21 protein-coding genes are annotated in these 25,920 nt (G+C 58.2%); 15 read left to right on the forward strand and 6 right to left on the reverse strand.

Annotation, left to right across the window (positions count from 1 at the left end; all coding sequences use genetic code 11):
- Positions 1-127: 127 nt before the first annotated feature.
- The 4 genes from LU196_RS04085 to LU196_RS04100 all read left to right on the forward strand — a co-directional run bounded on the left by LU196_RS04085 (position 128) and on the right by LU196_RS04100 (position 5,090).
- Entirely contained in the window at positions 128-400 is a 273-nt protein-coding gene (locus LU196_RS04085) for a YdgH/BhsA/McbA-like domain containing protein (RefSeq protein WP_232760797.1), read from the forward strand.
- 291 nt (positions 401-691) lie between these two features.
- Positions 692-2,188, forward strand: coding sequence for an L-asparagine permease (gene ansP / locus LU196_RS04090; RefSeq protein ID WP_232760796.1), 1,497 nt, complete (start codon positions 692-694; stop codon positions 2,186-2,188).
- Between the two features lie 197 nt (positions 2,189-2,385).
- Positions 2,386-2,964: a GDP-mannose pyrophosphatase NudK gene (gene nudK, locus LU196_RS04095; protein ID WP_232760795.1), complete on the forward strand. Its 579-nt coding sequence runs from the start codon at positions 2,386-2,388 to the stop codon at positions 2,962-2,964.
- A 1,052-nt stretch (positions 2,965-4,016) separates the two neighbouring features.
- Positions 4,017-5,090 (forward strand): DUF1176 domain-containing protein, encoded by a 1,074-nt coding sequence (locus LU196_RS04100; protein ID WP_232760794.1) that lies wholly within the window; start codon positions 4,017-4,019, stop codon positions 5,088-5,090.
- A gap of 25 nt (positions 5,091-5,115) precedes the next feature.
- Here LU196_RS04100 and ampH read toward each other — a convergent pair whose 3' ends face one another.
- The 3 genes from ampH to tal all read right to left on the reverse strand — a co-directional run bounded on the left by ampH (position 5,116) and on the right by tal (position 9,453).
- Positions 5,116-6,285, reverse strand: a complete 1,170-nt coding sequence (gene ampH, locus LU196_RS04105; protein WP_232760793.1) for a D-alanyl-D-alanine-carboxypeptidase/endopeptidase AmpH — start codon at positions 6,283-6,285, stop codon at positions 5,116-5,118.
- Positions 6,286-6,426: 141 nt separating this feature from the next.
- Positions 6,427-8,436 (reverse strand): transketolase, encoded by a 2,010-nt coding sequence (gene tkt / locus LU196_RS04110; RefSeq protein ID WP_232760792.1) that lies wholly within the window; start codon positions 8,434-8,436, stop codon positions 6,427-6,429.
- A gap of 66 nt (positions 8,437-8,502) precedes the next feature.
- Positions 8,503-9,453, reverse strand: a complete 951-nt coding sequence (tal, locus tag LU196_RS04115; protein WP_232760791.1) for a transaldolase — start codon at positions 9,451-9,453, stop codon at positions 8,503-8,505.
- A gap of 349 nt (positions 9,454-9,802) precedes the next feature.
- Here tal and maeB point away from each other — a divergent pair, with 349 nt between their 5' ends.
- Positions 9,803-12,082: an NADP-dependent oxaloacetate-decarboxylating malate dehydrogenase gene (gene maeB / locus LU196_RS04120; RefSeq protein WP_232760790.1), complete on the forward strand. Its 2,280-nt coding sequence runs from the start codon at positions 9,803-9,805 to the stop codon at positions 12,080-12,082.
- A gap of 1,167 nt (positions 12,083-13,249) precedes the next feature.
- On the opposite strand, the gene hemF is transcribed toward maeB, so the two are convergent.
- A complete protein-coding gene (hemF, locus tag LU196_RS04125; RefSeq protein ID WP_232761552.1) occupies positions 13,250-14,158 on the reverse strand; it encodes an oxygen-dependent coproporphyrinogen oxidase in 909 nt (302 codons plus the stop codon).
- Positions 14,159-14,206: 48 nt separating this feature from the next.
- The gene (amiA, locus tag LU196_RS04130) at positions 14,207-15,058 is read right to left on the reverse strand and encodes an N-acetylmuramoyl-L-alanine amidase AmiA (protein WP_232761553.1); all 852 of its coding nucleotides are present in this window, start codon (positions 15,056-15,058) and stop codon (positions 14,207-14,209) included.
- A 207-nt stretch (positions 15,059-15,265) separates the two neighbouring features.
- On the opposite strand from amiA, the gene LU196_RS04135 reads away from it, so the two are divergent.
- From LU196_RS04135 to LU196_RS04180, 10 genes are all read left to right on the forward strand, one after another.
- Positions 15,266-15,691: a GNAT family acetyltransferase gene (locus LU196_RS04135; protein ID WP_232761554.1), complete on the forward strand. Its 426-nt coding sequence runs from the start codon at positions 15,266-15,268 to the stop codon at positions 15,689-15,691.
- A 6-nt stretch (positions 15,692-15,697) separates the two neighbouring features.
- Entirely contained in the window at positions 15,698-16,159 is a 462-nt protein-coding gene (locus LU196_RS04140) for a DUF2919 domain-containing protein (RefSeq protein ID WP_232761555.1), read from the forward strand.
- A 62-nt stretch (positions 16,160-16,221) separates the two neighbouring features.
- A complete protein-coding gene (locus tag LU196_RS04145; RefSeq protein ID WP_232761556.1) occupies positions 16,222-16,836 on the forward strand; it encodes an RpoE-regulated lipoprotein in 615 nt (204 codons plus the stop codon).
- Positions 16,837-18,359: 1,523 nt separating this feature from the next.
- The gene (locus LU196_RS04150; protein ID WP_232759407.1) at positions 18,360-19,376 is read left to right on the forward strand and encodes a sulfate ABC transporter substrate-binding protein; all 1,017 of its coding nucleotides are present in this window, start codon (positions 18,360-18,362) and stop codon (positions 19,374-19,376) included.
- On the forward strand, positions 19,376-20,209 hold the full coding sequence (gene cysT, locus LU196_RS04155; RefSeq protein WP_232759408.1) for a sulfate/thiosulfate ABC transporter permease CysT: 834 nt from the start codon (positions 19,376-19,378) through the stop codon (positions 20,207-20,209). The genes LU196_RS04150 and cysT overlap by 1 nt, the downstream gene beginning before the upstream one ends.
- Entirely contained in the window at positions 20,209-21,081 is an 873-nt protein-coding gene (gene cysW, locus LU196_RS04160) for a sulfate/thiosulfate ABC transporter permease CysW (protein ID WP_232759409.1), read from the forward strand. Before cysT ends, cysW begins: the two co-directional genes overlap by 1 nt.
- Positions 21,071-22,159 (forward strand): sulfate/thiosulfate ABC transporter ATP-binding protein CysA, encoded by a 1,089-nt coding sequence (gene cysA / locus LU196_RS04165; RefSeq protein WP_232759410.1) that lies wholly within the window; start codon positions 21,071-21,073, stop codon positions 22,157-22,159. Before cysW ends, cysA begins: the two co-directional genes overlap by 11 nt.
- A 71-nt stretch (positions 22,160-22,230) precedes the next feature.
- Complete coding sequence (gene cysM, locus LU196_RS04170) at positions 22,231-23,112, forward strand: cysteine synthase CysM (RefSeq protein ID WP_232759411.1); 882 nt, start codon at positions 22,231-22,233, stop codon at positions 23,110-23,112.
- A 166-nt stretch (positions 23,113-23,278) separates the two neighbouring features.
- A complete protein-coding gene (locus tag LU196_RS04175) occupies positions 23,279-23,959 on the forward strand; it encodes a response regulator transcription factor (RefSeq protein WP_232759412.1) in 681 nt (226 codons plus the stop codon).
- Positions 23,956-25,317 (forward strand): ATP-binding protein, encoded by a 1,362-nt coding sequence (locus LU196_RS04180; protein ID WP_232759413.1) that lies wholly within the window; start codon positions 23,956-23,958, stop codon positions 25,315-25,317. The genes LU196_RS04175 and LU196_RS04180 overlap by 4 nt, the downstream gene beginning before the upstream one ends.
- A gap of 69 nt (positions 25,318-25,386) precedes the next feature.
- Here LU196_RS04180 and crr read toward each other — a convergent pair whose 3' ends face one another.
- Positions 25,387-25,890: a PTS glucose transporter subunit IIA gene (crr, locus tag LU196_RS04185; RefSeq protein ID WP_232759414.1), complete on the reverse strand. Its 504-nt coding sequence runs from the start codon at positions 25,888-25,890 to the stop codon at positions 25,387-25,389.
- Positions 25,891-25,920: the final 30 nt, after the last annotated feature.

Here is a 25,920-nt window from a genome sequence, read left to right on the forward strand (position 1 = left end):
TTTCCTTATATTCCCGACGCAACGCTGGCGAAATATTGAGCGTATTTACGCACGCATAACCTGGTTTTCATTACAGCAATAATAATTCAGTTGTCCGTTTTCAATGCGAAGAACAACAGGAGAATTTATGAATAAGCCACTTGCTATTCTGACTGCTGCCTTTCTGACCAGCGCCAGCTTTACCGCGCTGGCCGCGCAACCGCTCAGTGCCGCGGAGGCACAAAATCTGCAACCATCCGGCACAGTGTCCGTGACCGGTGTGCGGGGATCGCTGGATGATGCCACCCGCCATCTTTCCCAAAAAGCGGAGGAGATGGGCGCCAGCCACTATCGCGTGATCGGCATGCAGAATCCCGGCGACTCCAGCCTGTGGAGTGGGAGCGCAGAAATTTATCGTTAGCGCTTGTTTTGGTTGTTTATTAACCGATTCACTCTCCGTGTAACCCCTCTTTACCGGCCATCTGGCCGGTTTTTTTGTGCACCGCGACCAATTCTTACAAAACAACTCGTGCAACCAAAAGGTATATTTTGCTTCGTTCTTGCAGAACGGGTAGGATTCATCGCCGTAATTTCCCGGCTCGCTGCGCGACACCGTTCCGCCGCGATGTGAGCAGGTTTTACTCCATTTCGCACCGCTAAACGCAAACGTTTGGTCATGCGGTGATTGATGGTCAGGACAAACAGGAAAGCTATGAAACCTACTAAAAAAACCGCAGCCGAACAGCGCGCTGCGAAAAGACGCTGGCTCAATTCCCACGACTCCGGTTACCACAAAGCAATGGGTAACCGACAGGTACAAATGATCGCCATCGGCGGCGCAATCGGCACCGGTCTGTTTCTGGGTGCGGGTGCACGTTTGCAGATGGCCGGTCCGGCACTCGCGCTGGTTTATCTGGTGTGCGGCATCTTCTCCTTCTTTATCCTCCGCGCGCTCGGTGAACTGGTACTGCACCGTCCCTCCAGCGGCAGTTTCGTCTCCTACGCCCGTGAATTTCTCGGCGAGAAAGCGTCTTACGTTGCCGGCTGGATGTATTTTGTCAACTGGGCGATGACCGGCATCGTTGATATCACTGCCGTTGCCCTTTACATGCATTACTGGGGGGCGTTTGGTGATGTGCCGCAGTGGGTCTTTGCGTTAGGTGCGCTAGCTATTGTTGGCACCATGAACATGATCGGCGTGAAATGGTTCGCTGAAATGGAGTTCTGGTTTGCGCTGGTTAAGGTGCTGGCGATCGTCGTCTTCCTGATCGTGGGCGTGGTGTTTCTTGGCAGCGGCAAACCGCTGGACGGCAACGCCACCGGTTTCCACCTGATCACCGATAACGGCGGTCTGTTCCCGCATGGGTTGCTGCCCGCGCTGGTGCTGGTGCAGGGCGTGGTCTTTGCCTTTGCCTCGATCGAGCTGGTCGGTACGGCTGCAGGGGAGTGTAAAGACCCGAAAACCATGCTGCCGAAAGCGATCAACAGCGTAATCTGGCGTATTGGCCTGTTTTATGTCGGCTCGGTGGTGCTGCTGGTGATGCTGCTGCCGTGGAACGCTTACCAGGCGGGGCAGAGTCCGTTTGTGACCTTCTTCTCCAAGTTGGGCGTGCCTTACGTCGGGAGCATCATGAATATCGTGGTGCTCAGCGCCGCGCTCTCCAGCCTTAACTCTGGTCTCTATTCCACCGGGCGTATTCTGCGCTCCATGTCGATGGGCGGTTCCGCGCCGCAGTTTATGTCGAAAATGAGCAAGCAGCAGGTGCCTTACGCCGGTATTCTTGTGACCATTGCGGTGTATGTGGTGGGCGTGGTGCTGAACTACTATGTGCCGTCTCAGGTCTTTGAGATCGTGCTGAATGTGGCCTCGCTCGGGATTATCTCTTCATGGGGCTTTATTGTGGTGTGCCAGATGCGCCTGCGCAAAGCCATTAAAGAGGGAAAAGCCGAAGACGTGAGCTTCAAACTGCCGTGGGCGCCAGTGACATCATGGCTGACGCTGCTGTTCCTGGTGAGCGTGCTGGTGCTGATGGCCTTTGACTACCCGAACGGCACTTACACCATCGCCTCAATTCCGCTGATTGCGGTGCTGCTGGTGCTGGGTTGGTTTGGCGTACGCAAGCGTGTGCACGCGGAAGCCATGAAAGAGCACGAGCATCATGACGATCAGGATGATGCGTCAACGCTGGCGGAAGAAGGCTCGCGTTAATCGTCCTGTCTCTGCCTGACGGGAGCCTCTGTGCTCCCGTTTTTTTTCTACGATCTGCCGCAACCTACCCAGCGTTCTCCCGCAAGCCGCCTTGCTAATGGCACGCGAAGGGGCCGTTCATCTTTACATTTCGGATAGTTTTCTTGTGTATATAGCCCTATTATTTCAGGCTCCCTCAATGCGGTAGTGGAGCGGCTATGTCGTTAAAAATCACCATCATTAAAGATAAGTTACTGTCAGATAACTACTTTATCCTGCGTAACCTTACTTACGAACTCACGCGCACCAATGGCGAGGTTATTCGTCATAAACGTGAAGTTTACGACCGAGGTGATGGTGCCACCATCCTGCTCTACAACCGTGCAAAAAACAGCGTACTGCTGATCCGCCAGTTTCGCATTGCCACTTACCTGAACGGCAATGCCAGCGGAGAACTGGTCGAAACCTGTGCCGGGCTGCTGGACCACGACACCCCAGAAGCGTGCATCCGTAAAGAAGCCATTGAAGAGACGGGCTATCAGGTGGGGGAAGTTGAAAAACTGTTTACGCTTTACATGTCGCCCGGCGGCGTTACCGAGCAAGTGCATTTTTTTGCTGCGGAATACAGCGAAGCCATGCGCGCCAGCGCCGGCGGCGGCGTAGATGATGAAGAGATCGCGGTGCTTGAACTGTCGTTTCCTGAGGCGATGGCGCGGGTAAAAGATGGGCGGATTTGCGACGGCAAAGCGGTCATTTTACTGCAGCATGCGCAACTGGCCGGCTGGTTAAAAGCCTAAACGATCCGCACGTGGCCAAGCGAATGGGCAGGATAACGCGCGGCGCGCCCGGCGCCGTTCGGTCATAATCCAGGTCCGCTCGCGCTTGCAAACGACATCGCGTTATCACCGGAATAGCGTCCTTTTCTCTGCGGTTGATAACGATAATCATCGCTTCGTCCCCGTTCTGCCTGGCGTTTTTTGATCTCACCGGTTTCATTAAAGGATGATTAATGAAGGCCCCGTTTTATTGGCGTACACTTTCTTACTCTTTGAATTCAGGCTGCTTTCACTGATTTCAGTGCTATAGAGCGGGCGGTTATTGGCGCCTCGAACGGGGTAAAACCCATCCCGTTGGGGATCAAAGGTGCCTGCGGCATTCTTGCCCCCGCCTTTCAACCCCGCCTGCGTCCCTATCTGGCCATTCCACACAATCTTGTCGCCCGGCTCGTCAGGACGAGGTGCATTGCTGACGCGCACCGCGCCACTGCACGCCGGTTATTTTTCCAAAGGGACATGTTGGAGTAATTCACTGCTGGGTGAGGGGGCTATTTTTTCAGAGAATACGCGGGTGTGGGTATTTTTGCGGCGAGTAGCCGTTATGGAAAATAACGTAGTATCGTTCACGCGGTCTTCATTTAAGAAAGCGCGCAGCGGAGTGGTGATGAGCGGGGCACCACCAAAAAGCGCGTACCCTGAGTAAGGATGTTAAAGTTCAGGGAAATCAGTCAGTGAGAACGATGACACGATGAGTTAAGGTCATATCAACGGACGTCGTGAGAGGGATACCCACACGGTAAGCCGATGATACAGGGGCTTTGGCTATCAGACTTGCCGCAGACATTTTACGATGCGCTGTCTGCTTTCGGCACGATTTGTCCGACGAATCCGATTGAGCGTGAAAAGCGTGAAACCGATGATGAATGCTGACTTTTCCACCTTATGACGTTACCAGACGGCGGCTTTTTCAGCAGTGAGTCGGGCTCTTTGGGCTAGCTCACAGTTTCACGCTGATAGCGGCGCTGACGTTGCGCTATTATTTTCTTTCCGGGAATGGGGATTGGTTTTCGTTGATGTCATATTGGATGAAGTCGCTGCATGTATTGCCTTTTTTTTACGTCGTCTGCGCTCAGGCTGAGCCACTGCAAAAGGCGTTTTCTGACTGGCAAATCACCTGCAATAATGCAGCCTTCTGCGTGGCGCGGAGTTTCCCTGGCGACAAAGGGTTAGTCATGACGATTTCGCGTCATGCGGGCGTTGACGATCGTCCGCTGCTGCGCATCGACTATGGCAGCAGCTACAGCGGAGAACTGCCTGGCGGCACGCTAAAAGAGAATTTATTACTGGATCAGCGCCGTCTGACGCCCGATTTAAAGCATTGGACGGTGGAGCCGCATCATCTTGCGACCAGCAACGCGATTGCCATTGACGAGTTTTTGGCGCAAACCCTGGATGCGAGCAACCTGCAATTAACGTTCCAGCCCAGCGCCATGGTGTCACTGCGCGGCATGAAAGCCGCGCTACTGCTGATGGATGATGTGCAGGGTCGCGTCAACGGGGCCAGCGCATGGGTCAAGCGCGGCACCCGCGCCCAGTGGGATGTGCCACCGCCGCCCGCCTTGCCCGCGCTTCCAGCGCCGTTGCCGCCGCCCGCGCCGCTAACCCATGATGAGGCAGCCGGGCTCATTGATTACGGCACGTGGCGCATCAACACGGATAACTGTTCACTCGATCCCCTGCGGCGCGAGGTCAGCGTCGCGCCGCTTTCCGACAGCAAAGCGCTGTTGCTGATGAGCTGTGAGGCCGGGGCGTATAACGTCGTTGATTTAGCATTTGAAGTCTCTCGCGCGCCGCCCTATATGTCACGCGGTTTGACGCTGACGCTCCCGTTTACGCCGCCGTCGCGCAGTGATACGCAGCTGGAACTCATGAATGCAGATTTCGATGCCAGCAATGGCATGCTGTATACCTTTAGTAAAGGGCGCGGGCTGGGGGATTGCGGCATCGCGACGCGCTGGCAGTACGACGGTAAAACGTTTGTGCTGGCAGAATATGCGGAAGAGAAGACCTGTGATGCCTGGCACAGCAGCGATGACTGGCCCACCCTGTGGGTCAGCCAGCCGCAGAGTGCGCCGCTGTCACGTTAACGCGGCGCTTGTGCTGGCGCGCCTGTCAGGGAATGGCTTGTACCATCATCGGCGATCCGTTCTGATTGCCTACCAGTTCCGCCAGCAGATTATTCACGCCATCGCTCATCGGCGTAAAGCGCGTGAGCGGTGAACGCGTCACCACCACAAACACGCCCACGTTGCGCTGCGGTACCATCGCCATATAGGTGATGAAGCCGCCGCCGCCGCCGGTTTTCTGGATAATGCCCGGGCGACCTGCTTTCGGCCCCATGTAAACCCAGCCCATACCGAGCGCATCGGCGCGACCTGGCACGTCCATGCCTTCTACTTTGGTCAACTGATCGCGGCGATAAATCAGCGTCTGCAGGCGATCAATTTGCGGTGTGCGGTGATTCACTGCCGAATTCAGGAACTGCTGCATCCAGCGGCCCATGTCATCCGGCGTAGAGTAGACGCCGCCGCTGCCAATGGCGGCCAGCGTATTATTGCAGGGGCTGGCGCCTTTTTCCGCCACCATCAAACGCTGACACTGATCCGGCGACGGCGTAAACGTGGTGTCTTTCATGCCGAGCGGCCGGGTCACCAGCTGCTGCAGCAGGGAGGGATAGGGCATGCCTGCCGCTTTGGCCAGCGCGTCCCCGAGTAAATCAAAGCCAAGGTTTGAGTAGGCGGCTTGGGTGCCGGGCGTGGCTTTCAGCTGCGCACGCTGCAGCCACTGCCAGCGGTCGGCGCGGGTAGGCCAGACGAACACCGGACGTTGCGGCCTGCCGCCTGGCTGCTCGCGCGGCAGGCTGGCGGTGTGGGTGGCGAGGTTAATCAGGCGAATGGGCTGGCCATTGTAAGTGGGGACGCGCGCGCCGGCAGGGGCATATTTGCTCAGCGGATCGTCGAGGCGAATTTGCCCGCGCTCAGCCATTTTTACCATGACTTCGCTGGTCATTAGCTTGCTCAGGGACGCGATGCGAATCACCGAATCCTGCTGAGGACGCACATTATTGCCCGGGCGCGTTTCGCCAAAGCTGGCAAACACGCGCTGGTTGCCGTCAATCGCCACCAGCGCCATACCGGTCGCGCCGCTGCCATAAAAGATGTGTTCCGCATAACGATCAACGATCTGCGAGGCCAGCAGCGGGTTCGGTGAGGTCTGTGCCTGGCTTTTGAACGGCAGAAGCGACGCCAGCAGGGCCAGTAATAAAGGAGTACGATTTTTCAACGGGAAAGCGTCCGGATTCAGAATCTGAGAAAAGCTTATAGTAATCAGTTTGCGCGCAGCGGGAAGGGGGAAGATAAGGTTTTTTTCTGTATCAGGCTATGAAACGAAACGGCCCTTTCCCGGCGGGAAAGGGCCGTGAGGTTAGGCCGGTTTAAGCAGTGACTCCGCCTGGCTCACCACGTTCTCTACCGTGAAGCCAAAGGCCGGGAACAGCTTGCCAGCCGGCGCAGACTCGCCAAAGGTGGTCATGCCGACAATTTTGCCGTCAATGCCCACGTATTTGTACCAGTAGTCAGCGATGCCCGCCTCGACCGCAACGCGTGCGCGCACGGTAGAGGGCAGGACCGATTCGCGGTAGCTGACGTCCTGCTTGTCAAACACGTCGGTGCTTGGCAGCGATACGACGCGCACTTTATGGCCGTCGGCGCTGAGTTTGGCTTCGGCACCCAGCGTGATTTCGACCTCAGAGCCCGTGGCGATCAGAATCACGTCCGGCGTGCCCGCGCAATCTTTGAGCACGTAACCGCCGCGTGCGATGTTCTCCACCTGCGCCTGACTGCGCTCGGGCTGCAGCAGGTTCTGGCGCGACAGGATCAGGGCGGTGGGGCCGTGATGACGTTCAATCGCCGCTTTCCAGGCCACGGCGGTCTCCACCTGATCGCACGGGCGCCAGGTGCTAAAGTTCGGCGTCAGACGCAGGCTCGCCAGCTGCTCTACCGGCTGGTGCGTTGGGCCATCTTCACCCAAGCCGATGGAGTCGTGGGTGTAGACCATGATTTGCCGCGCTTTCATCAAGGCGGCCATGCGCGCTGCGTTGCGCGCGTATTCCACGAACATCAGGAAGGTCGCGGTATACGGCACAAACCCGCCGTGGTGCGCGATACCGTTCGCGATGGCCGTCATACCAAACTCGCGCACGCCATAGTGGATATAGTTACCCGCAGCGTCGTCTTTCAGCGATTTAGATCCCGACCAGATCGTGAGGTTGCTGGGGGCCAGGTCAGCCGATCCGCCGAGAAACTCTGGCAGCATCTTGCCGAAGGCTTCCAGGGTATTCTGCGACGCTTTGCGGCTGGCGATCTTTTGCGGATTCGCCTGCAGTTCGCTGATGAACTTCGCCGTTTCGCTTTCCCAGTCAGCCGGCATTTCGCCGTTCAGGCGACGCTGGAACTCGGCGGCCAGTGCGGGATGTGCCTGCTGGTAGGCGGCAAACTTCGCGTTCCAGTCTTGCTCTTGCTGCTCACCGGCGGCTTTGGCATCCCACTGCTGATAGATATCGTCCGGGATCTCGAATGGCGGATAATCCCAACCCAGCTGCTTGCGCGTTAACGCGATCTCGTCGTCACCCAGCGCAGCGCCGTGCGACTCCTCTTTACCGGCCTTGTTCGGTGATCCAAATCCGATTACCGTGCGGCAGATAATCAGCGAGGGCTTATCGGTGACGCTCTGCGCCTCTTTAATGGCAGCGGCGACGGCGTCCGGATCGTGTCCGTCAATGCCTTCTTTGCTGCCCACGACGTGCCAGTTATAGGCTTCAAAACGCTGATGGGTATCGTCAGTAAACCAGCCTTCCGTTTCCCCATCGATAGAAATGCCGTTGTGATCGTAGAAGCCAATCAGCTTGCCGAGTCCCAACGTGCCCGCCAGCGAGCACACTTCGTGAGAAATCCCTTCCATCAGGCAGCCATCGCCCATGAACACATAGGTAAAGTGGTCGACAATTTCATGGCCGGGTTGGTTGAACTGCGCGGCTAACGTGCGTTCTGCAATCGCCAGGCCCACTGCATTGGCCAAGCCCTGGCCCAGCGGGCCGGTGGTGGTTTCCACGCCTGGCGTGTAGCCGATTTCCGGGTGCCCCGGCGTTTTAGAGTGCAGCTGGCGGAAGTTCTTCAACTCTTCCATCGGCAAATCGTAGCCGGTCAGGTGCAGCAGGCTGTAAAGCAGCATCGATCCGTGGCCGTTCGACAGAATAAAGCGGTCGCGGTCGGCCCAGGCTGGATTGGTGGGGTTGTGCTTGAGAAAATCGCGCCATAGCACTTCGGCGATATCCGCCATGCCCATTGGCATGCCCGGATGCCCGGAATTTGCTTTTTGTACCGCGTCCATGCTTAAAGCACGGATGGCGTTCGCCAACGCTCTGCGTGAAGACATAGGGTTCTCCCTTCTAAGGTGGGGCACAGAGGACGAGCGGATTCGCCCGTCCTGGGTAAAAGTGACTTACAGACGCGCCGCCAGCACGTCTTCCAGCTTCTGCTGATCCACGGCAAACTGGCGAATACCGTCAGAGAGTTTTTCTACCGCCATCGGGTCCTGATTGTGTTCCCAGCGGAACTCTGCTTCAGACAGCGGGGCCGGCTGATGAAAACCTTCCGTCGATGGCGTGAGTTTGCGTTCAACCGGGGCGTCGCTGTTGGCCAGCTCTTCCAGCAGGTTTGGCGAAATGGTCAGGCGATCGCAGCCTGCCAGCGCGACAATTTGCTCTACTTTGCGGAAGCTGGCACCCATGATGATGGTGTTGTAGCGGTGTCTTTTGTAGTAGTCATAGATGCGACGCACGGATTTCACGCCCGGATCTTCATCCACCACGTAAGGGTCAAGCGGTTTGCGCGTGTTGTACCAGTCATAGATGCGGCCGACAAACGGCGAGATCAGGAACACACCGGCCTCTGCGCAGGCGCGCGCTTGGGCGAATGAAAACAGCAGCGTCAGGTTGCAGTGGATGCCATTTTTTTCCAGCTCCTCGGCGGCCTTGATGCCTTCCCACGTTGATGCCAGTTTGATCAGGATGCGTGAGCGATCGATGCCATACTCTTCATACAGACGCACGAGCTTTTCCGCTTTGGTCACACACATGCCACGATCGAAAGAGAGGCGCGCATCCACTTCGGTCGAAACACGGCCCGGTACGCTTTTCAGAATTTCCATACCGAGATTGATTGCCACCTTGTCGCTGGCATTAATGATTTGCGTCTCTTTGCTGCCGCCCTGCTTTTTCGCATAGTCGATGGCGTCATCAATAAGATGCTTATAGCCTTCCAGACCGGCGGCTTTCAGGATAAGAGAAGGGTTGGTAGTGGCATCTTCGGGATGATAATTGCGGATGGATTCAATATCACCGCTGTCGGCCACCACGGTGGTGAACTGTTTTAATGCGTCTAGCTGGTTCATCGCTTAACTCCTTGAATAGCAATAAAGGGGGCAAAAGAGCCGCACTGGCAGCCGTGGGCCTCGTTGCGTCCCGGCCTCATGCCGGTTCAACACAGTGCAACAGTCACATCATGAAGAAAATGCGTTTTCTCTGATTGTGGCGTCAGGGCGCGTTTGTAAGAGAGGAGACTGCCTAAACGTTTCAGCTCTTTTTTATACCATCCCTAAGGATAGCAGGCTGCGCCAAAGCCGCAGGCGAAGCCGTGACGAACTGTGCAGCCTTGGCTGTGTGATCTTTGAGCATCTTCACTCTCCTGGCGCGTCGGTCTCCTTATACTGGTGCCTTTTCAGCCGAGCCATAGGATGCCCAATGGACGATCAACTGAAGCAAAGCGCACTCGATTTCCACCAGTATCCCACTCCGGGAAAGATTCAGGTTTCTCCCACCAAGCCCTTGGCGACGCAGCGCGATCTGGCGTTGGCCTATTCGCCCGGCGTGGCCGCGCCCTGTCTGGAGATTGCCGCCAATCCGCTGGCCGCACACCAATACACCGCACGCGGTAACTTGGTGGCGGTGATCTCCAACGGCACGGCGGTATTAGGCCTCGGCAATATCGGGGCGCTGGCGGGCAAGCCGGTGATGGAAGGAAAGGGCGTACTGTTCAAAAAGTTTGCCGGCATTGATGTGTTTGACCTCGAAATCGACGAGCACGATCCCGATAAGCTCATTGAAGTGATCGCTGCGCTGGAGCCCACCTTCGGCGGCATCAACCTTGAAGATATCAAAGCGCCCGAATGCTTTTACATTGAGCAGCAACTGCGCGAGCGCATGAACATACCGGTGTTTCATGACGACCAGCATGGCACCGCGATTATCTGCACCGCTGCGGTGCTGAACGGCCTCACCATTGTAAAAAAAGCCATCAGCGACGTACGGCTAGTGGTATCAGGCGCAGGCGCGTCGGCCATTGCCTGCCTGAATCTGCTGGTGGCGCTGGGCTTGCAGCAGCGCAACATTGTGGTGTGTGACTCAAAGGGCGTGATTTACCGCGATCGCGAGGCCGATATGGCGTCAACCAAAGCGGCCTACGCCATTGAGGATAACGGTGCGCGCACGCTGGATGAGGTGATCGGCGGCGCCGACATTTTTCTTGGCTGCTCAGGTCCCAAAGCGTTAACGGCGGAGATGGTGGCGAAAATGGCACCCGATCCCCTGATTTTGGCGCTGGCCAATCCCGAACCGGAAATCATGCCGCCCTTGGCAAAACAGGTGCGCCCCGATGCCATTATCTGTACCGGCCGCTCTGATTTTCCTAACCAGGTGAACAATGTGCTCTGTTTCCCGTTTATTTTTCGCGGCGCGTTGGACGTGGGCGCTACCGCCATTAATGAAGCGATGAAGCTGGCAGCCGTGCGGGCGATTGCCGCGCTGGCGCAGGCGGAGCAGAGCGACGTCGTGGCATCAGCGTATGACGATCAAGAGCTGAGTTTTGGCCCGGATTATCTGATTCCCAAGCCGTTTGATCCGCGTCTGATTGTGCAAATTGCGCCGGCGGTGGCGCAAGCCGCGATGGATTCCGGCGTCGCGACGCGGCCGATTGCCGACGTTGATGCCTACCGTGAGCAGCTCACGGAGTTCGTCTATAAAACCAACCTGTTTATGAAACCGATCTTCTCCCAGGCGCGTAAGGCGCCTAAACGTGTGGTGCTGGCAGAGGGAGAAGAGGTACGGGTGTTACACGCTACACAGGAGCTGGTTTCGCTGGGGCTGGCGAAGCCGATATTGATCGGCCGCCCCAATGTGATTGCGATGCGCCTACAAAAGCAGGGATTGAAGATCGAAGCCGGGAAGGATTTTGAGATTGTGAATAATGAGTCCGACCCGCGCTTCAAGGCGTACTGGAATGAGTATTACCAGATCATGAAGCGGCGCGGCATGACGCCGGAAATGGCGCAGCGGGCGGTGATCGGCAACCCAACGCTGATTGGTGCCATCATGGTACTGCGCGGTGAAGCGGACGCGCTGATTTGCGGCACCATTGGTGACTACCGTGAACATTATGACGTCGTGGAGAAGGTTTTTGGCTTACGCGACGACGTGAAGGTGGCGGGCGCGATGAATGCGCTGCTGCTGCCCAGCGGGAATACCTTCATCGCTGACACCTACGTCAATGAGGACCCCAGCGCGGAGCAGCTGGCGGATATCACGCTGTTAGCGGCCGAGACGGTACGGCGGTTTGGCATAGAGCCGCGCGTCGCCCTGCTGTCGCACTCCAGCTTCGGGACGTCAAACGCGCCCGGTGCGCAGAAAATGCGCGACGCGCTGGCGCTGATCCAACGGCGCGCGCCCGAGCTTGAGGTCGATGGCGAGATGCACGGCGATGCGGCGCTGGTGGAGAGTATCCGCCGCGAACTCATGCCCGACAGCCCGCTGAAAGGCACCGCGAATCTGCTGATCATGCCGAACGTGGAGGCGGCGCGAATCAGTTATAACCTGCTACGCGTCTCTTGCTCTGAGGGCGTAACCGTCGGCCCAGTGCTGATGGGGATCAGCAAGCCAGTGCACGTACTGACGCGCATTGCATCAGTAAGGCGGATTGTGAATATGGTGGCGCTCGCGGTAGTGGAGGCGCAGACAGAACCGTTGTAAGGGGCGCCTGACCGCGCCTGTTGGCCTTGCCACAAAGCCGTGGCGGGGCTTTCGCCGCAGGCAGCGGCGGGCTTATGCCGCAGGCAGCGGCGAAGCTCCCTCGCTGCACGGTGCAAATTTCGTTCGCCACTGGCACTGGCAGGTGCCTTTGCCGCGCTGCGGCGACCGAGCAGAGGGCGCCAGGCCGCGCCCTCTGCACTCCCCGGCCCTGCGCCAGCCCCGCTCGCCGCTGCGCGGTGCCTTCACTCCCTCAGCCTTCCTGACGGACCGGCGTCGATTCGCTCCTGCTCAACGCCGCCTTTCGCCGCATCCATGCGGCTCATCCTGGAAAGCCTCACTCGTTCAGCGAGTGGGGATGGCGCTATCAACCCCCGCTGCAAGCCATGACTTTTTTCGCAGCCGCCGCGCGGCGGGAAGATTTTTAAGGTGCGTCCGCACCGCGCGGCGTTAAGCAAAATCCATCTTTCGCGTTTTTTGCGTTTAGACGCCAGTGCGTGGCTGAAAGACTTTTAAGTACCATCCCGCCCGCGGGGATGTTAACCAGAAACCGTTTCTTCCATGTGTTTTCTGTTTTTTCAGCCAGCTATTGTTTTCGCAGACCCGTTTACGGCCGCCCAGACAACACCAGACAAAAAACAGAAAAAGGCTCTTAAAGGCGGCGGTATTGAGCGCCATCCGGAGCGCCGAACGGAGCGTGACGGCCAGGACGAAGCGGCAGGGATGCCGCTGAGAGGGCGGCATGAGCCAGGGATGGCGAATCCGCGCGGTCCGTGAGGCTGGCGCGGCGGAGTGAGGGAACAGCGGAGGCTGGCGCAGGGCGCGGATTGCAAAGGGCCGCGCCTTCGGCCCTTTACCCGTACGCCGCAGCGGGGCGGCTGCAACTCCCGCAGGGTTAGCGGGCGGAACCCGCTCAGAGCAATGCCGACTGAGCGGCCGGAACCCACGCAGAGTCAGGCCAGCGCAGCGGTCAACGCGCGAGCCCGCGCAACTAAAGACCGGCATAGCGGGTCGGAACCCGCGCAGAACCGGCCCTTTGCCCGTACGCCGCAGCGGGGCGGATGAAACTGCCGTGCGGTTAGCGGGCGGAACCCGCTCAGTGTGTACTACATACCGGCATAGCGGGCCGGACCCCGCTCACCATCAACCGGCTGAGCGGCCGGCCCCCGCTCACACCCAATCCCGCACGGCGAGGAAATCGGTATATAACGCCGCTTCGGGCGATCCCGGTTCCGGCGCGTAGCTGTATTCCCAGCGCACCAGCGGTGGCAGTGACATCAAAATCGATTCAGTGCGACCACCGGTTTGCAGACCAAACAGCGTGCCGCGGTCCCAGACCAAATTAAACTCCACGTAGCGACCGCGGCGGTAAAGCTGGAACTCGCGCTCGCGCTCGCCCCACGGGAGGGTTTTGCGCCGCGCGACGATCGGCAGATAGGCATCAAGGTAGCCATTGCCCACCGCCTGCATAAAGGCGAAGCAGTGGTCAAAGTCAGGGGTGTTCATATCATCGTAAAAAATGCCGCCGATGCCGCGCTGTTCGTTGCGGTGCTTAAGGTGGAAATAGTCATCGCACCACTTTTTGTAACGGGGATAGACATCCTCGCCAAAGGGCTGGCAGAGATCAAACGCGGTTTGATGCCAATGGCGCGCATCCTCTTCGAAACCGTAGTAGGGCGTCATATCAAAGCCGCCGCCGAACCACCACACCGGATCCTCGCCCGGCTTCTCGGCAATAAAGAAGCGCACGTTAGCGTGGCTGGTGGGGATGTAAGGGTTTTCAGGATGGATCACCAGCGACACGCCCATCGCCTCAAAGCTGCGTCCGGCCAGTTCAGGGCGATGCGTGGTTGCGGATGCTGGCATCTGGTCGCCGTACACGTGCGAGAAATTGACGCCGGCTTGCTCAAATACCGCACCGTTACGCAGCACGCGGCTGCGTCCGCCGCCGCCGCCTGGGCGCTGCCAGTCATCTTCCGCAAACGTCGCCTGGCCATCGGCGGCCGCGATCTGGCGGCAAATGTCATCTTGCAGCGCGAGTAAAAAAGCCTTAACGCGCGAAATATCGGGATTGCTCATGGGGCGCCTCACTCCAGAAAATTTTCGCGATTCTAGCACAGCACGCGGTTAAGCCTGACGCCGATCGTATTCGTCAAAGTACTTAATGATGCCATTGGCAATCGCGCTGGCGATCGTTTGGCGGAACGCGGTTGTGCCGAGTAGCTGCTCCTCGCGAGGATTAGTAATAAATGACGTCTCCACCAGTACAGAAGGAATAGACGGGGATTTAAGTACGGCGAATGCCGCCTGCTCGGTATGCTGGCTGTGTAAGTGATGCACCGGACGAATATGATCCAGCACGTGTTTGCCCAGCGTCAGGCTGTTACGGATGGTATCGGTTTGCACCAGATCAAACAGGATCTGGTTCAGATAGTTATCTTTTTCCTGCACCGCCACGCCGCCCACTTTATCGGCATCGTTTTCACGCTGTGACATATAGCGCGCCATGGCGCTGCTGGCACCGCGATTGGACAGGGCAAACACCGAAGCGCCGTTGGCGTCTGGGCTGGTATAGCCGTCGGCGTGAATCGACATAAACAGGCTGGCCCCGTGCTGATGGGCAATCTCCACGCGCTGATACAGGGGAATAAAATGATCGCTTTCGCGCGTTAAGCGCGCCTCGACCTTGGGATGCTCACGCAGCAGGGAGCGCACCGTCTCCGCAATGGCCAGCACCACATGTTTCTCTTCCGATCCCTCTTCGCCCACCGCACCGGAGTCAATGCCGCCGTGGCCAGGGTCGAGCATCACGATGTGTTTACCGTTTGACGCAGGTTTAGGGGGCGTTGCGCGCGTGCGCAGCGACGAGCGCGCCTCTTCGGCCTGAACGCCGCGCGGCGACAGCACCGCCAGCGCCAGGCCGGAAAGAATCAGCTGGCGGCGATTGGTGAGCCGTTTCAGCAATGAAATGGTTGTCATTTGATATCCCTGATAAAAATCCTGACCGTGTTATAGCCTAACCGGTGGCGCGGAGCGACGAGCGAACTATTTCAGCCCATTAAATTGTATTTCCACCCGCTAACAGCATGTTCGCCGCTTTTTTCCGCCATTGCGTGGCGAGAGGGTTGCACCGGGCAAAGAATGCGTGATAATCAGCGAATTGTGCCTACTAGCAGGGTAAGGTTGATGGAAATCCGATCTTTCCGCCAGGAAGATTTTGAAGAAGTAATTACGCTCTGGGAGCGTTGCGATTTGTTACGTCCGTGGAACGATCCGGAACTGGATATTGAGCGCAAAATGAACCACGACCCCGAGCTGTTTCTGGTGGCAGAAGTGGGCGGCGAAGTTGTGGGGACGCTAATGGGCGGTTACGACGGCCACCGCGGCGCGGCCTATTACCTGGCCGTGCACCCGGATTACCAGGGGCGCGGCTTTGCCAATGCGCTGATGAACCGCCTGGAGAAAAAGCTGATTGCGCGCGGCTGCCCCAAAATTAACCTGATGGTGCGTGAAGAGAACGATCAGGTGATCGCGTTCTATGAAAAGCTGGATTATGAGCCGGTCGATTCGATGCTGTTGGGCAAACGGCTAATTGAAGATCGCGAGTATTAAGCCGCCATGACGCGGTTGAACTACATGCCAGAAGATTACGATGCGAAAGGGCAGCTGCGGCTGCCGTTTTTTTTCTGGCTGATCCTGGTGCTACAGGCGCGCACCTGGCTACTGCTGGTGATGGCGGGAGCCTCTCGCCAGCAGGGCAGCGATCTGCTGGCGCTGTTTTATCCCGATGCCCACGCCTTTTGGCTGGGGCTGGCGCTGGGAGTGCCTGCCGCCGCCGGGCTGCTGCTCACCGGCTACCGCCAGCGCTGGCCGCGACTCTGGTCAGGCTGGCGCTATGTGCTGGGCGTTTCATTCCTGGTGAGTGTGATTGCGCAGGCAATCGACGTTAGCGGCGATGAGAGTGCGACGTCACCGCTGCCGCTCTTACTGATGCTGTTTGATGGGCTGGCATTGTGGGCGCTGCTTACGCATCGCCGCCTGCGCGACTGCTTTCTGCCTGCGTCTGCGTCATTGGTCTAAACTTTTTGCCCCATTACGACTCCAACAGGCACGCTATTCGGCAATCACATCAAGGAGTGTTCATGAAAGTTGTTGGTCCCGCTCTGCTCGCCAGTGCCATGCTGCTGGCCGGTTGCGCCAGTTCGTCCTCCTCTTCCAGCGCCAGTGAAAGTCACTGGTATAACCCGCTGAGCTATCACTGGTCGGCGCTTAACCCGCTGCACTGGTTTGGCTCATCGCTGACGGTGAGCGAACAGGGCGTGGCGGGCCTGAACGGCAGCACGCCCATGACGGAAGCCGCCATCGAGCGCGCGCTTGACGGTGATTATCAGCTGCGTCAAGGCATGCGTACCCAGAACGGGCAGGTGGAAGATTTCTGGCAGGCGCTCGACGATGGCAAAGTGAAGCTGCAGATCAGCGGCCAATCCAGCGTGGCGCGCATCGCGGTAACCGATGAGCGCGCGAAAAGCGCGGACGGCAGTAAACTTGGCGATCCGTTCAGCGCGAAATTCAGTAAGGCATTTAACAACTGCAAAATGTTGTCTGGCACGGAAGCGCGTGACGTGGTGTGCCGCGCGCCGGGTAGCCAGCATATTTCCTATGTGTACAGCGGCGAGTGGCACGGTCCAACCGGGTTGATGCCCTCGGATGAGACGCTGAAGACGTGGAAGCTTTCCCAGCTCGTGTGGGAGAAATAAGGGGAGGGGGCCAGAGCGCTGGCAAGGCGCGGCGGGTGTCCGGCCCGCCACGCCGGGATATCGTGAGCGGGGTCCGGCCCGCTCAACTGCCGGTGAATTGTGAGCGGGGTCCGGCCGCTCAGCCGGTCTTTATTGAACCCTGAGCGGGTTCCGCCCGCTAACCCTGCGGGAGTTGCAGCCGCCCCGCTGCGGCGTACGGGCAAAGGGCCGGTTCTGCGCGGGTTCCGACCCGCTATGCCGGTCTTTAGTTGCGCGGGCTTGCGCGTTGACCGCTGCGCTGGCCTGACTCTGCGTGGGTTCCGGCCGCTCAGTCGGCATTGCTCTGAGCGGGTTCCGCCCGCTAACCCTGCGGGAGTTGCAGCCGCCCCGCTGCGGCGTACGGGCAAAGGGCCGAAGGCGCGGCCCTTTGCAATCCGCGCCCTGCGCCAGCCTGCGCTGTTCCCTCACTCCGCCGCAACGGCCTCACGGACCGCGCGGATTCGCCATCCCTGGCTCATTCCGCGCTCTCAGCGGCATCCCTGCCGCTTCGTCCTGGCCGTCACGCTCCGTTCGGCGCTCCGGATGGCGCTCAACACCCGCGCCTTTAAAAGCCTTTTTCTTTTTTTCTATGTGGTGTTGTCTGGGGGCTGCAAGCCAGTTTGCAAAGACGGTGGCTGGCTGAAAAAACAGAAGACAGAAACACAAGATTGAAACGGCTTCTGGTTAACACCGCGCGGGCGGGATGTTATTTAAAAGTCTTTCAGCCACGCACTGGCGTCTAAAGACAAAAAACGCGAAAGAAAGGTTTTACTTAACGCAGCGCAGCCTGAGCGCACCTTAAAAATCTTCCCGCCGCGCGGCGGCTGCGAAAAAAGTCATGGCTTGCAGCGGGGGTTGATAGCGCCATCCCCACTCGCTGAACGAGTGAGGCTTTCCAGGATGAGCCGCATGGATGCGGCGAAAGGCGGCGTTGAGCAGGAGCGAATCGACGCCGGTCCGTCAGGAAGGCTGAGGGAGTGAAGGCACCGCGCAGCGGCGAGTGGGGCTGGCGCAGGGCCGGGGAGTGCAGAGGGCGCGGCCTGGCGCCCTCTGCTCGGTCGCCGCAACGCGGTAAAGGCACCTGCCACAGCCTGTGGCGAACGAAAGAGGCACCGAGCTTCGCGCCAGCGAGAAAGCACCCAGCCGCTGCCTGCGGCAAAAGCACCTGCCGCTGCCTGCGGCAAAAGCACCCAGCCGCTGCCTGCGGCTAAAGCCCCGCCACGGCTTGTGGCAAAGGCACCTGCCATTGCCATGGCGAACGAAAGATGCACCGTGCATCGCGCCAGCGAGAAAGCACCCAGCCGCTGCCTGCGGCAAAAGCACCCAGCCGCTGCCTGCGGCTAAAGCCCCGCCACGGCCTGTGGCAAAGCCCTCTCCCCTTATGCTTTTTTTTACTTTGAAATCCCTAAACGATATATAAAACTGTTACAGCTTTCCCTGAAGTTATAAATACACTGACTGCATCTAATGGCATTGGCGTAAGCGCTGAAAAATCAGGGTGCAGCATGACACTTCCGGTGGCAAAAAAATGGGTGAGCGGCATGGTACTGTCGCTGGCGTTAGCCGGTGGCGTACAGGCCACGGAGTTGTTGAACAGCTCTTATGATGTTTCACGCGAGCTGTTTGTTGCCCTGAATGCGCCCTTTGAAAAACAGTGGAATGCCGCCCATCCTGGCGACACGCTCACCATTAAACAATCTCACGCCGGTTCTTCAAAACAGGCGCTGGCGATCCTGCAAGGTCTCCGGGCTGATGTGGTGACGTACAATCAGGTTACCGATGTGCAGGTGCTGCACGACAAAGGCAATTTGATTCCGGCGGACTGGCAGTCGCGCTTGCCCAACAACAGTTCGCCGTTTTACTCCACCATGGCGTTCCTGGTGCGCAAAGGGAATCCGAAACAGATTCATGACTGGGCGGATTTGGCACGCGATGACGTCAAGCTGGTGTTCCCGAATCCTAAAACCTCCGGTAACGGCCGCTATACCTATCTGGCGGCGTGGGGCGCGGCCGATCGGGCCGATGGCAACGATGAGGCCAAAACCCGCAACTTCATGACGCGCCTACTGAAAAATGTTGAAGTATTTGATACCGGCGGACGCGGCGCGACCACCACTTTTGCCGAGCGTGGTTTGGGCGACGTACTGATTAGCTTTGAGTCAGAGGTCAACACCATCCGCCAGCAGTATGGCAAGGATGAGTACGAGGTTATCGTGCCTAAAAATAACATCCTGGCCGAGTTCCCCGTGGCGTGGCTGGACAAAAATGTTGAGCGCAACGGCACAACTGACGCGGCCAAAGCCTACCTGAATTATCTCTATACGCCTGAGGCACAGAAAATTATTACCCAGTATTACTATCGCGTGAACAATGCCGCCTTGATGGCGCAGCAACAAAATCGCTTCCCGCAAACCGCGCTGTTTAACGTGCAAGCGACCTTTGGTGGCTGGGCCAAGGTGATGCAAACCCATTTTGCCAGCGGCGGTGAGCTGGATAAATTACTGGAAGCGGGGCGGGGCTGATGTTTGCATCTGCACAGAAACGCGTCCTGCCCGGCTTTGGTTTGAGCCTGGGCACGAGCTTATTTTTTACCTGCCTGATCCTGCTGTTGCCCATCAGTGCGCTGCTGTTACAGCTTTCAAAGATGACGTTGTCCCAGTACTGGGAAGTGATCAGCAGCCCGCAGCTCGTTGCTGCCTATAAAGTGACGCTGCTCTCAGCAGGCGTGGCGTCGCTGTTTAACGCGGTGTTTGGCATGCTGATGGCGTGGATCCTCACGCGTTACCGTTTTCCTGGCCGCACACTTCTGGATGGCTTGATGGATCTGCCTTTCGCCTTGCCCACGGCGGTTGCCGGTTTAACCCTGGCGGGTCTGTTTTCGGTGAACGGCTGGTACGGTCAGTGGCTGGCGCAGTTTGACATCAAAGTCTCTTACACCTGGCTCGGCATCGCGGTAGCGATGGCTTTCACCAGCATTCCCTTCGTGGTGCGCACGGTGCAGCCGGTGTTGGAAGAGTTAGGCCCGGAATATGAAGAAGCGGCTGAAACGCTGGGTGCCACGCCGTGGCAAAGTTTCCGGCGTGTCGTGCTGCCGGAAGTGGCGCCTGCGCTGCTGGCGGGAACTGCGCTCTCCTTTACCCGTAGTTTGGGCGAATTTGGCGCGGTGATCTTTATTGCCGGCAATATTGCCTGGAAAACCGAAGTGACCTCGCTGATGATTTTTGTTCGTCTGCAGGAGTTCGACTATCCGGCCGCCAGCGCTATCGCCTCGGTGATTTTGGCGGCCTCGCTGCTGCTGTTATTTGCAATTAACACCCTGCAGAGCCGCTTTGGCCGCCGCCTGGGAGGCCACTGATGGCAGAGATTTCACAGCTTAATCACGCTGCGCGCCAGCCGATCAACTGGGCGAAGTGGTTATTGATTGGCATCGGCGTGCTGGTTTCCCTGCTGCTGCTGGTCGTGCCGATGGTGTCGATTTTCTGGGAGGCACTGCATCAGGGCCTGGGGCAGGCGCTAGCCAATCTCCAGGACAGCGACATGCTACACGCCATCTGGCTGACGGTGCTGGTGGCGCTGATTACCGTGCCGGTGAATTTGCTGTTTGGCACGCTGCTGGCCTGGCTGGTGACGCGCTTTACTTTTCCCGGACGCCAGCTGCTGCTGACCCTGTTTGACATTCCGTTTGCGGTGTCGCCGGTGGTCGCGGGACTGATGTATCTGCTGTTCTGGGGCGTCAACGGCACCGCGGGCGGCTGGCTGGATACCCACCATATTCAGCTGATGTTCTCGTGGCCCGGCATGGTGCTGGCAACCATTTTTGTGACCTGCCCGTTTGTGGTACGCGAGCTGGTGCCCGTGATGTTGAGCCAGGGCAGTCAGGAAGATGAGGCGGCCGTGCTGCTCGGGGCTTCCGGCTGGCAGATGTTTCGTCGCGTCACCTTACCGAACATCCGCTGGGCCATGCTATACGGCGTGGTGCTGACCAACGCGCGCGCCATCGGTGAGTTTGGTGCGGTCTCCGTTGTGTCAGGATCGATTCGCGGCGAAACCTATACCCTGCCGCTGCAGGTAGAATTACTGCATCAGGATTACAACACCGTCGGGGCCTTTACCGCTGCGGCACTGCTGACCCTGATGGCAATTGTGACGCTGTTTCTGAAAAGCATTGTGCAATGGCGACTCGCGCATCAGCAAACGCGCCAACAGGAGGAAAATCATGAGCATTGAGATCAAACACATTCATAAAGCATTTGGCCGCACGCAGGTGCTTAACGATATCTCTCTGGACATTCCTTCCGGCAAGATGGTGGCGCTGCTGGGACCTTCTGGGTCCGGGAAAACCACGCTGCTGCGCATTATTGCAGGACTTGAACACCAGAATAGCGGGCAGATCTTTTTCCACGGCAAAGACGTGACGCGCATTCACGCACGCGAACGCCAGGTGGGCTTTGTGTTTCAGCACTACGCGCTGTTCCGTCACATGACGGTCTTCGACAACATTGCTTTTGGCCTCACGGTGCTGCCGCGCCGTGAGCGCCCGTCCAGCGCAGAAATCAAACAGCGCGTCACGCGTCTGCTGGAAATGGTCCAGCTGGGCCACCTGGCGAACCGTTTTCCCGCCCAGCTTTCGGGCGGCCAGAAGCAGCGCGTGGCACTGGCGCGCGCGCTGGCAGTCGAGCCGCAAATCTTGCTGCTGGATGAGCCTTTTGGCGCGCTGGACGCCCAGGTGCGTAAAGAGCTGCGCCGCTGGCTGCGTCAGCTGCATGAAGAGTTGAAATTTACCAGCGTCTTTGTAACGCACGATCAAGAAGAAGCGATGGAAGTGGCCGACAGCGTGGTCGTGATGAGCCAAGGCAATATTGAGCAGGTTGGTGCGCCGGACGAAGTCTGGCGTGAGCCCGCGACGCGCTTTGTGCTGGAGTTTCTGGGCGAGGTCAACCGCTTTGACGGCGAGGTCCATGGCTCACAGTTCCATGTTGGCGCACACCGTTGGCCGCTGGGTTACACGCCTGCGCATCAGGGTGCGGTTGAATTGTTCCTGCGTCCGTGGGAAGTGGACGTTTCACGCCAGAGCAGCCTTGAAACACCCTTGCCGGTTCAGGTGCTGGAAGTGAGTCCGCGTGGTCACTTCTGGCAGCTGGTAGTGCAACCGCTGGGCTGGAAGGGCGACATGTTCACGGTGGTGTATCAGGCAGAGCAGGCGGCGCCCGTGCGCGGCGATCGCCTGTTTGTGGGCTTACAACAGGCGCGACTCTACCAAGGCACGTCCCCGCTGCGTCCGGTTGCCTTTGCCGAAAGCGCCTGATATTTTTGGCACTCCTTCGGGCGGGTTTTCCCCGCCCGATTTGTTTGCCTCTCTTCTGCTGGAATTAAATCGTGACCACACTGGAAAACACCATCGGCAACACGCCGCTGATCAAGTTGCAGCGCCTTGCGCCCGCCAACGGCAGCGAAGTGTGGCTCAAACTTGAGGGCAATAATCCTGCTGGGTCGGTGAAGGATCGGGCCGCCTGGTCGATGATTCATCAGGCAGAGCGACGCGGCGAGATCACACCCGGCGACCAGCTGATTGAGGCAACCAGCGGCAATACCGGCATTGCGCTGGCGATGATCGCCGCCATGAAAGGCTATCGGCTGCGGCTGCTGATGCCGGAGAACATGAGTCAGGAGCGGCAGGATGCGATGCGTGCCTACGGTGCCGAGCTGGTGCTGGTTTCACGTGAAGTTGGCATGGAAGGCGCGCGCGATTTAGCGCAGGCGATGGCGGCGCGGGGTGAGGGAAAAGTCTTGGATCAATTCAATAATCCGGATAATCCGCTTGGCCATTTTCTTACTACAGGGCCAGAGATTTGGCAGCAAACGGCGGGTCGCATCACACATTTTGTCTCCAGCATGGGCACCACCGGCACCATTTCGGGCGTGGGGCGGTTTTTCAAACAGAACGCACCGCAGGTCAAAGTGATCGGATTGCAGCCGCAGGAAGGCAGCAGCATTCCGGGTATTCGCCGCTGGCCTGACGCTTATATGCCGGGCATTTTCCGCCCGGAATTTATTGATGACATCATCGATATGGCGCAACACGAAGCCGAAGAGACCATGCGCGCGCTGGCACAGCGGGAAGGGGTGTTTTGTGGCGTGAGCTCTGGCGGTGCCGTGGCCGGTGCGCTACGCGTGGCGCAGGCGCAGCCGGGAAGCGTGGTGGTGGCGATTGTGTGCGATCGTGGCGATCGCTATCTCTCTACTGGCGTGTTCCGCTGATCTGACCGCGTTATTTTATTGTGAGCCTGTGTGCAGTATAACGCTGTACACAGGCTTTTTTATTTACGGGCGCAGCGCAGCACGTCACTGTAAGGATCGCGTAAAAGCGGCTGCGTCCGGCGCGGACTCAGGACAAAATAGCGGCAATTTTGCACGAGAGAACACGATGAAAATTCTGCTGGTAGATGACGATCTAGAGCTTGGCACCATGCTGAGTCAGTACCTGATTGGTGAAGGTTTTGAAACGCAGCTGGCGTTGACTGGCGCTGCCGGTATTGCTGGCGCAATGTCAGGGCAGTATGACGCGATGATCCTCGATATCATGCTGCCCGATATGAGCGGCATTGACGTGCTGCGCCAGCTGCGGCAGAACAGCCGTCTGCCAGTGATCATGCTTACAGCGAAAGGCGACAATATTGATCGGGTAATTGGCCTGGAAATGGGGGCCGACGACTATATGCCGAAGCCGTGCTATCCGCGTGAGCTGGTGGCACGCCTTCGCGCGGTACTGCGCCGTTTTGACGAGCCGCCGCCGCTGGTGGATAAAAAAGTGCTGCTGCATTGGGGCGATCTCACGCTGAATCCCGCGACGCGCGTGACCGAATGGCAGGGCAGGGCATTTGACCTCACCGCTTCGGAATTTAACCTGCTGGATTTGCTGATGCGCGCCCCGGATCGCGTGGTCTCCAAAGATGAGCTGTCAGAAAAAGGCTTGGGACGTCCGCGTGAAGCCTACGATCGCAGCGTTGATGTGCATATCAGCAATATCCGGCAGAAATTGGCGGCGCTAACAGCGGATAGCATCACCATCGAAACCGTGCGCAGTATCGGTTATCGCATTCGATGAACTCGCGCTATCGTGGTCGTATGTTCTGGAAGATCCTGCTGGGATTCTGGCTGGTATTTTTTATCATCAGCCAGCTGATATGGCTGGGTTTTACGCTCTCTGGCTCACACCGGGAGCCACCGCAAATGGCGGCAGTGCGCCGCATTGTTGATCTGCAAATGGCGTCAGCGGCGTCGGTGCTGGAGCGCGGGGGGCCTGAGGCGCTGCGCGATATGATGGCTGATTGGGCACCTAACGATCGTCAATTCTTCTCGGTGGCGCTGCATGATACGCCGCCGGCGTCCTCTGCGGTCGCTGACGTCACGTCGACCTCTTCGCTTCACGGCGCATTTCCCGACGTGATGGAACGCTGGGTAGACGGGCCGGATGGCCACCATTATCTCTTGCGCTACGACGTCAAAGGGCTGCGCGAAGACAGCAAAATGGGTGGCGATCGGGGACGACGTATTCTCAATATCCCCGAACCGATGTTTATCTTCGCGGGCGTCGTGGGTCTGCTGTTCAGCCTGCTGCTGGCCTGGAATTTGACGCGGCCAATGCGCCAGTTACGACAGGGCTTTGCGCGCGTATCACACGGCGATTTATCGGTGCGTCTCTATCCGGTGATGCGCAAACGTCACGATGAGCTGTCACGCGTGGCGCAGGATTTTGATGCCATGGTGGAACGCCTCGACACGCTGGTTAAAGCGCGAGAAGAGCTGCTGCACGATATTTCTCATGAGCTACGCTCGCCGCTGGCGCGTTTACAGTTGGCTACCGGGCTGGCGCGCCAGACGCCCGATTCCGTCGCATCCTCGCTGGATCGCATTGATGAAGAAGCGCGGCGGCTCGACAAGATGATCGGCGAGCTGTTAACCCTCTCGCGCGCAGAGCATGAAAGCATGCCGGGAGAGCACTATTTTGACCTCACGGGTTTGCTGCATGCCGTGGTCACCGATGTGCGCTATGAGGCGCAAATCCCCGGCGTGGAGATTGCGCTAGCGGTGGATGAGGGGCACGACTACACGGTGCACGGCAACGCCGAACTGATCCGTCGCGGCGTCGAGAATGTGCTGCGCAACGCGCTGCGTTTTTCCACGCCGGGGCAGCGTATTGATGTCAGCCTGCAGGTAGAGCATCACTGGCTGGCGATCCGCGTGCGCGATCGCGGGCCGGGCGTGGACGACGAGAAGCTCTCCAGCATCTTCGATCCCTTCGTGCGCGTCAATTCACCGCTGTTGGGCAAAGGTTATGGCTTGGGGCTGTCGATTGTACGCAAGGTGGTGTTGGCGCATCACGGCGAAGTGCAGGCGGTCAATTGCCCAGAAGGCGGCCTTGAGTTGACGCTGCGCCTGCCGCACTGGCGGCCCGAAAAGTAGCTGGGCGCGGAGGGGCATCGAAACAAAAACGGCACCGCGAAGGTGCCGTTTTGTTGAATAACCGTGAGGTTATTTTTTAATGCGAATCACCGGGGTTTCACCCACGGTCACTTGGCCAGTTAACTTGGTGAGATCTTTGATCTCGTCCATGTTGGAGATGACCACCGGGGTCAGCGTGGATTTCGCTTTCTCTTCCAGCAGCGGCAGATCAAATTCGATCACCACATCGCCTTTTTTCACTTTCTGGCCTTCTTCAGCAATACGCTTGAAGCCTTCGCCTTTCAGCTCCACCGTATCAATACCGAAGTGGACAAACAGCTCAATACCGTTGTCTGACTCGATGGAAAAAGCGTGGTTAGTTTCGAAAATTTTGCCGATGGTGCCATCAACAGGCGCGACCATTTTGTTGCCAGTGGGCTTAATGGCAATACCGTCACCCACGATTTTCTCTGCAAACACCACATCAGGTACGTCTTCGATATTCACGATTTCGCCTGACAGAGGCGCAACGATATCAATGGTCCCTGACGCGCTCTCTGATTTTTCGCCAAAAAGTTTAGAAAACAAACCCATGATCTTCTCCTAAGCAGTAATTTGGGGCCA

Source organism: Pantoea sp. Mb-10 (genome assembly GCF_021272205.1).
In the GTDB taxonomy this organism is placed as follows: Bacteria; Pseudomonadota; Gammaproteobacteria; order Enterobacterales; family Enterobacteriaceae; genus Pantoea.

Excerpts from the sequence above, each read along its gene's own strand:
- cysT (WP_232759408.1), top strand. The coding sequence starts at position 19,376 with ATGTTTGCATCTGCACAGAAACGCGTCCTGCCCGGCTTTGGTTTGAGC.
- cysA (WP_232759410.1), top strand. The coding sequence starts at position 21,071 with ATGAGCATTGAGATCAAACACATTCATAAAGCATTTGGCCGCACGCAG.
- cysW (WP_232759409.1), top strand. The coding sequence starts at position 20,209 with ATGGCAGAGATTTCACAGCTTAATCACGCTGCGCGCCAGCCGATCAAC.
- hemF (WP_232761552.1), bottom strand. The coding sequence starts at position 14,158 with ATGAGCAATCCCGATATTTCGCGCGTTAAGGCTTTTTTACTCGCGCTG.
- LU196_RS04100 (WP_232760794.1), top strand. The coding sequence starts at position 4,017 with ATGTCATATTGGATGAAGTCGCTGCATGTATTGCCTTTTTTTTACGTC.
- tkt (WP_232760792.1), bottom strand. The coding sequence starts at position 8,436 with ATGTCTTCACGCAGAGCGTTGGCGAACGCCATCCGTGCTTTAAGCATG.
- LU196_RS04135 (WP_232761554.1), top strand. The coding sequence starts at position 15,266 with ATGGAAATCCGATCTTTCCGCCAGGAAGATTTTGAAGAAGTAATTACG.
- LU196_RS04150 (WP_232759407.1), top strand. The coding sequence starts at position 18,360 with ATGACACTTCCGGTGGCAAAAAAATGGGTGAGCGGCATGGTACTGTCG.
- LU196_RS04180 (WP_232759413.1), top strand. The coding sequence starts at position 23,956 with ATGAACTCGCGCTATCGTGGTCGTATGTTCTGGAAGATCCTGCTGGGA.
- amiA (WP_232761553.1), bottom strand. The coding sequence starts at position 15,058 with ATGACAACCATTTCATTGCTGAAACGGCTCACCAATCGCCGCCAGCTG.
- nudK (WP_232760795.1), top strand. The coding sequence starts at position 2,386 with ATGTCGTTAAAAATCACCATCATTAAAGATAAGTTACTGTCAGATAAC.
- LU196_RS04145 (WP_232761556.1), top strand. The coding sequence starts at position 16,222 with ATGAAAGTTGTTGGTCCCGCTCTGCTCGCCAGTGCCATGCTGCTGGCC.
- crr (WP_232759414.1), bottom strand. The coding sequence starts at position 25,890 with ATGGGTTTGTTTTCTAAACTTTTTGGCGAAAAATCAGAGAGCGCGTCA.
- LU196_RS04175 (WP_232759412.1), top strand. The coding sequence starts at position 23,279 with ATGAAAATTCTGCTGGTAGATGACGATCTAGAGCTTGGCACCATGCTG.
- tal (WP_232760791.1), bottom strand. The coding sequence starts at position 9,453 with ATGAACCAGCTAGACGCATTAAAACAGTTCACCACCGTGGTGGCCGAC.
- LU196_RS04085 (WP_232760797.1), top strand. The coding sequence starts at position 128 with ATGAATAAGCCACTTGCTATTCTGACTGCTGCCTTTCTGACCAGCGCC.
- ansP (WP_232760796.1), top strand. The coding sequence starts at position 692 with ATGAAACCTACTAAAAAAACCGCAGCCGAACAGCGCGCTGCGAAAAGA.
- LU196_RS04140 (WP_232761555.1), top strand. The coding sequence starts at position 15,698 with ATGACGCGGTTGAACTACATGCCAGAAGATTACGATGCGAAAGGGCAG.
- maeB (WP_232760790.1), top strand. The coding sequence starts at position 9,803 with ATGGACGATCAACTGAAGCAAAGCGCACTCGATTTCCACCAGTATCCC.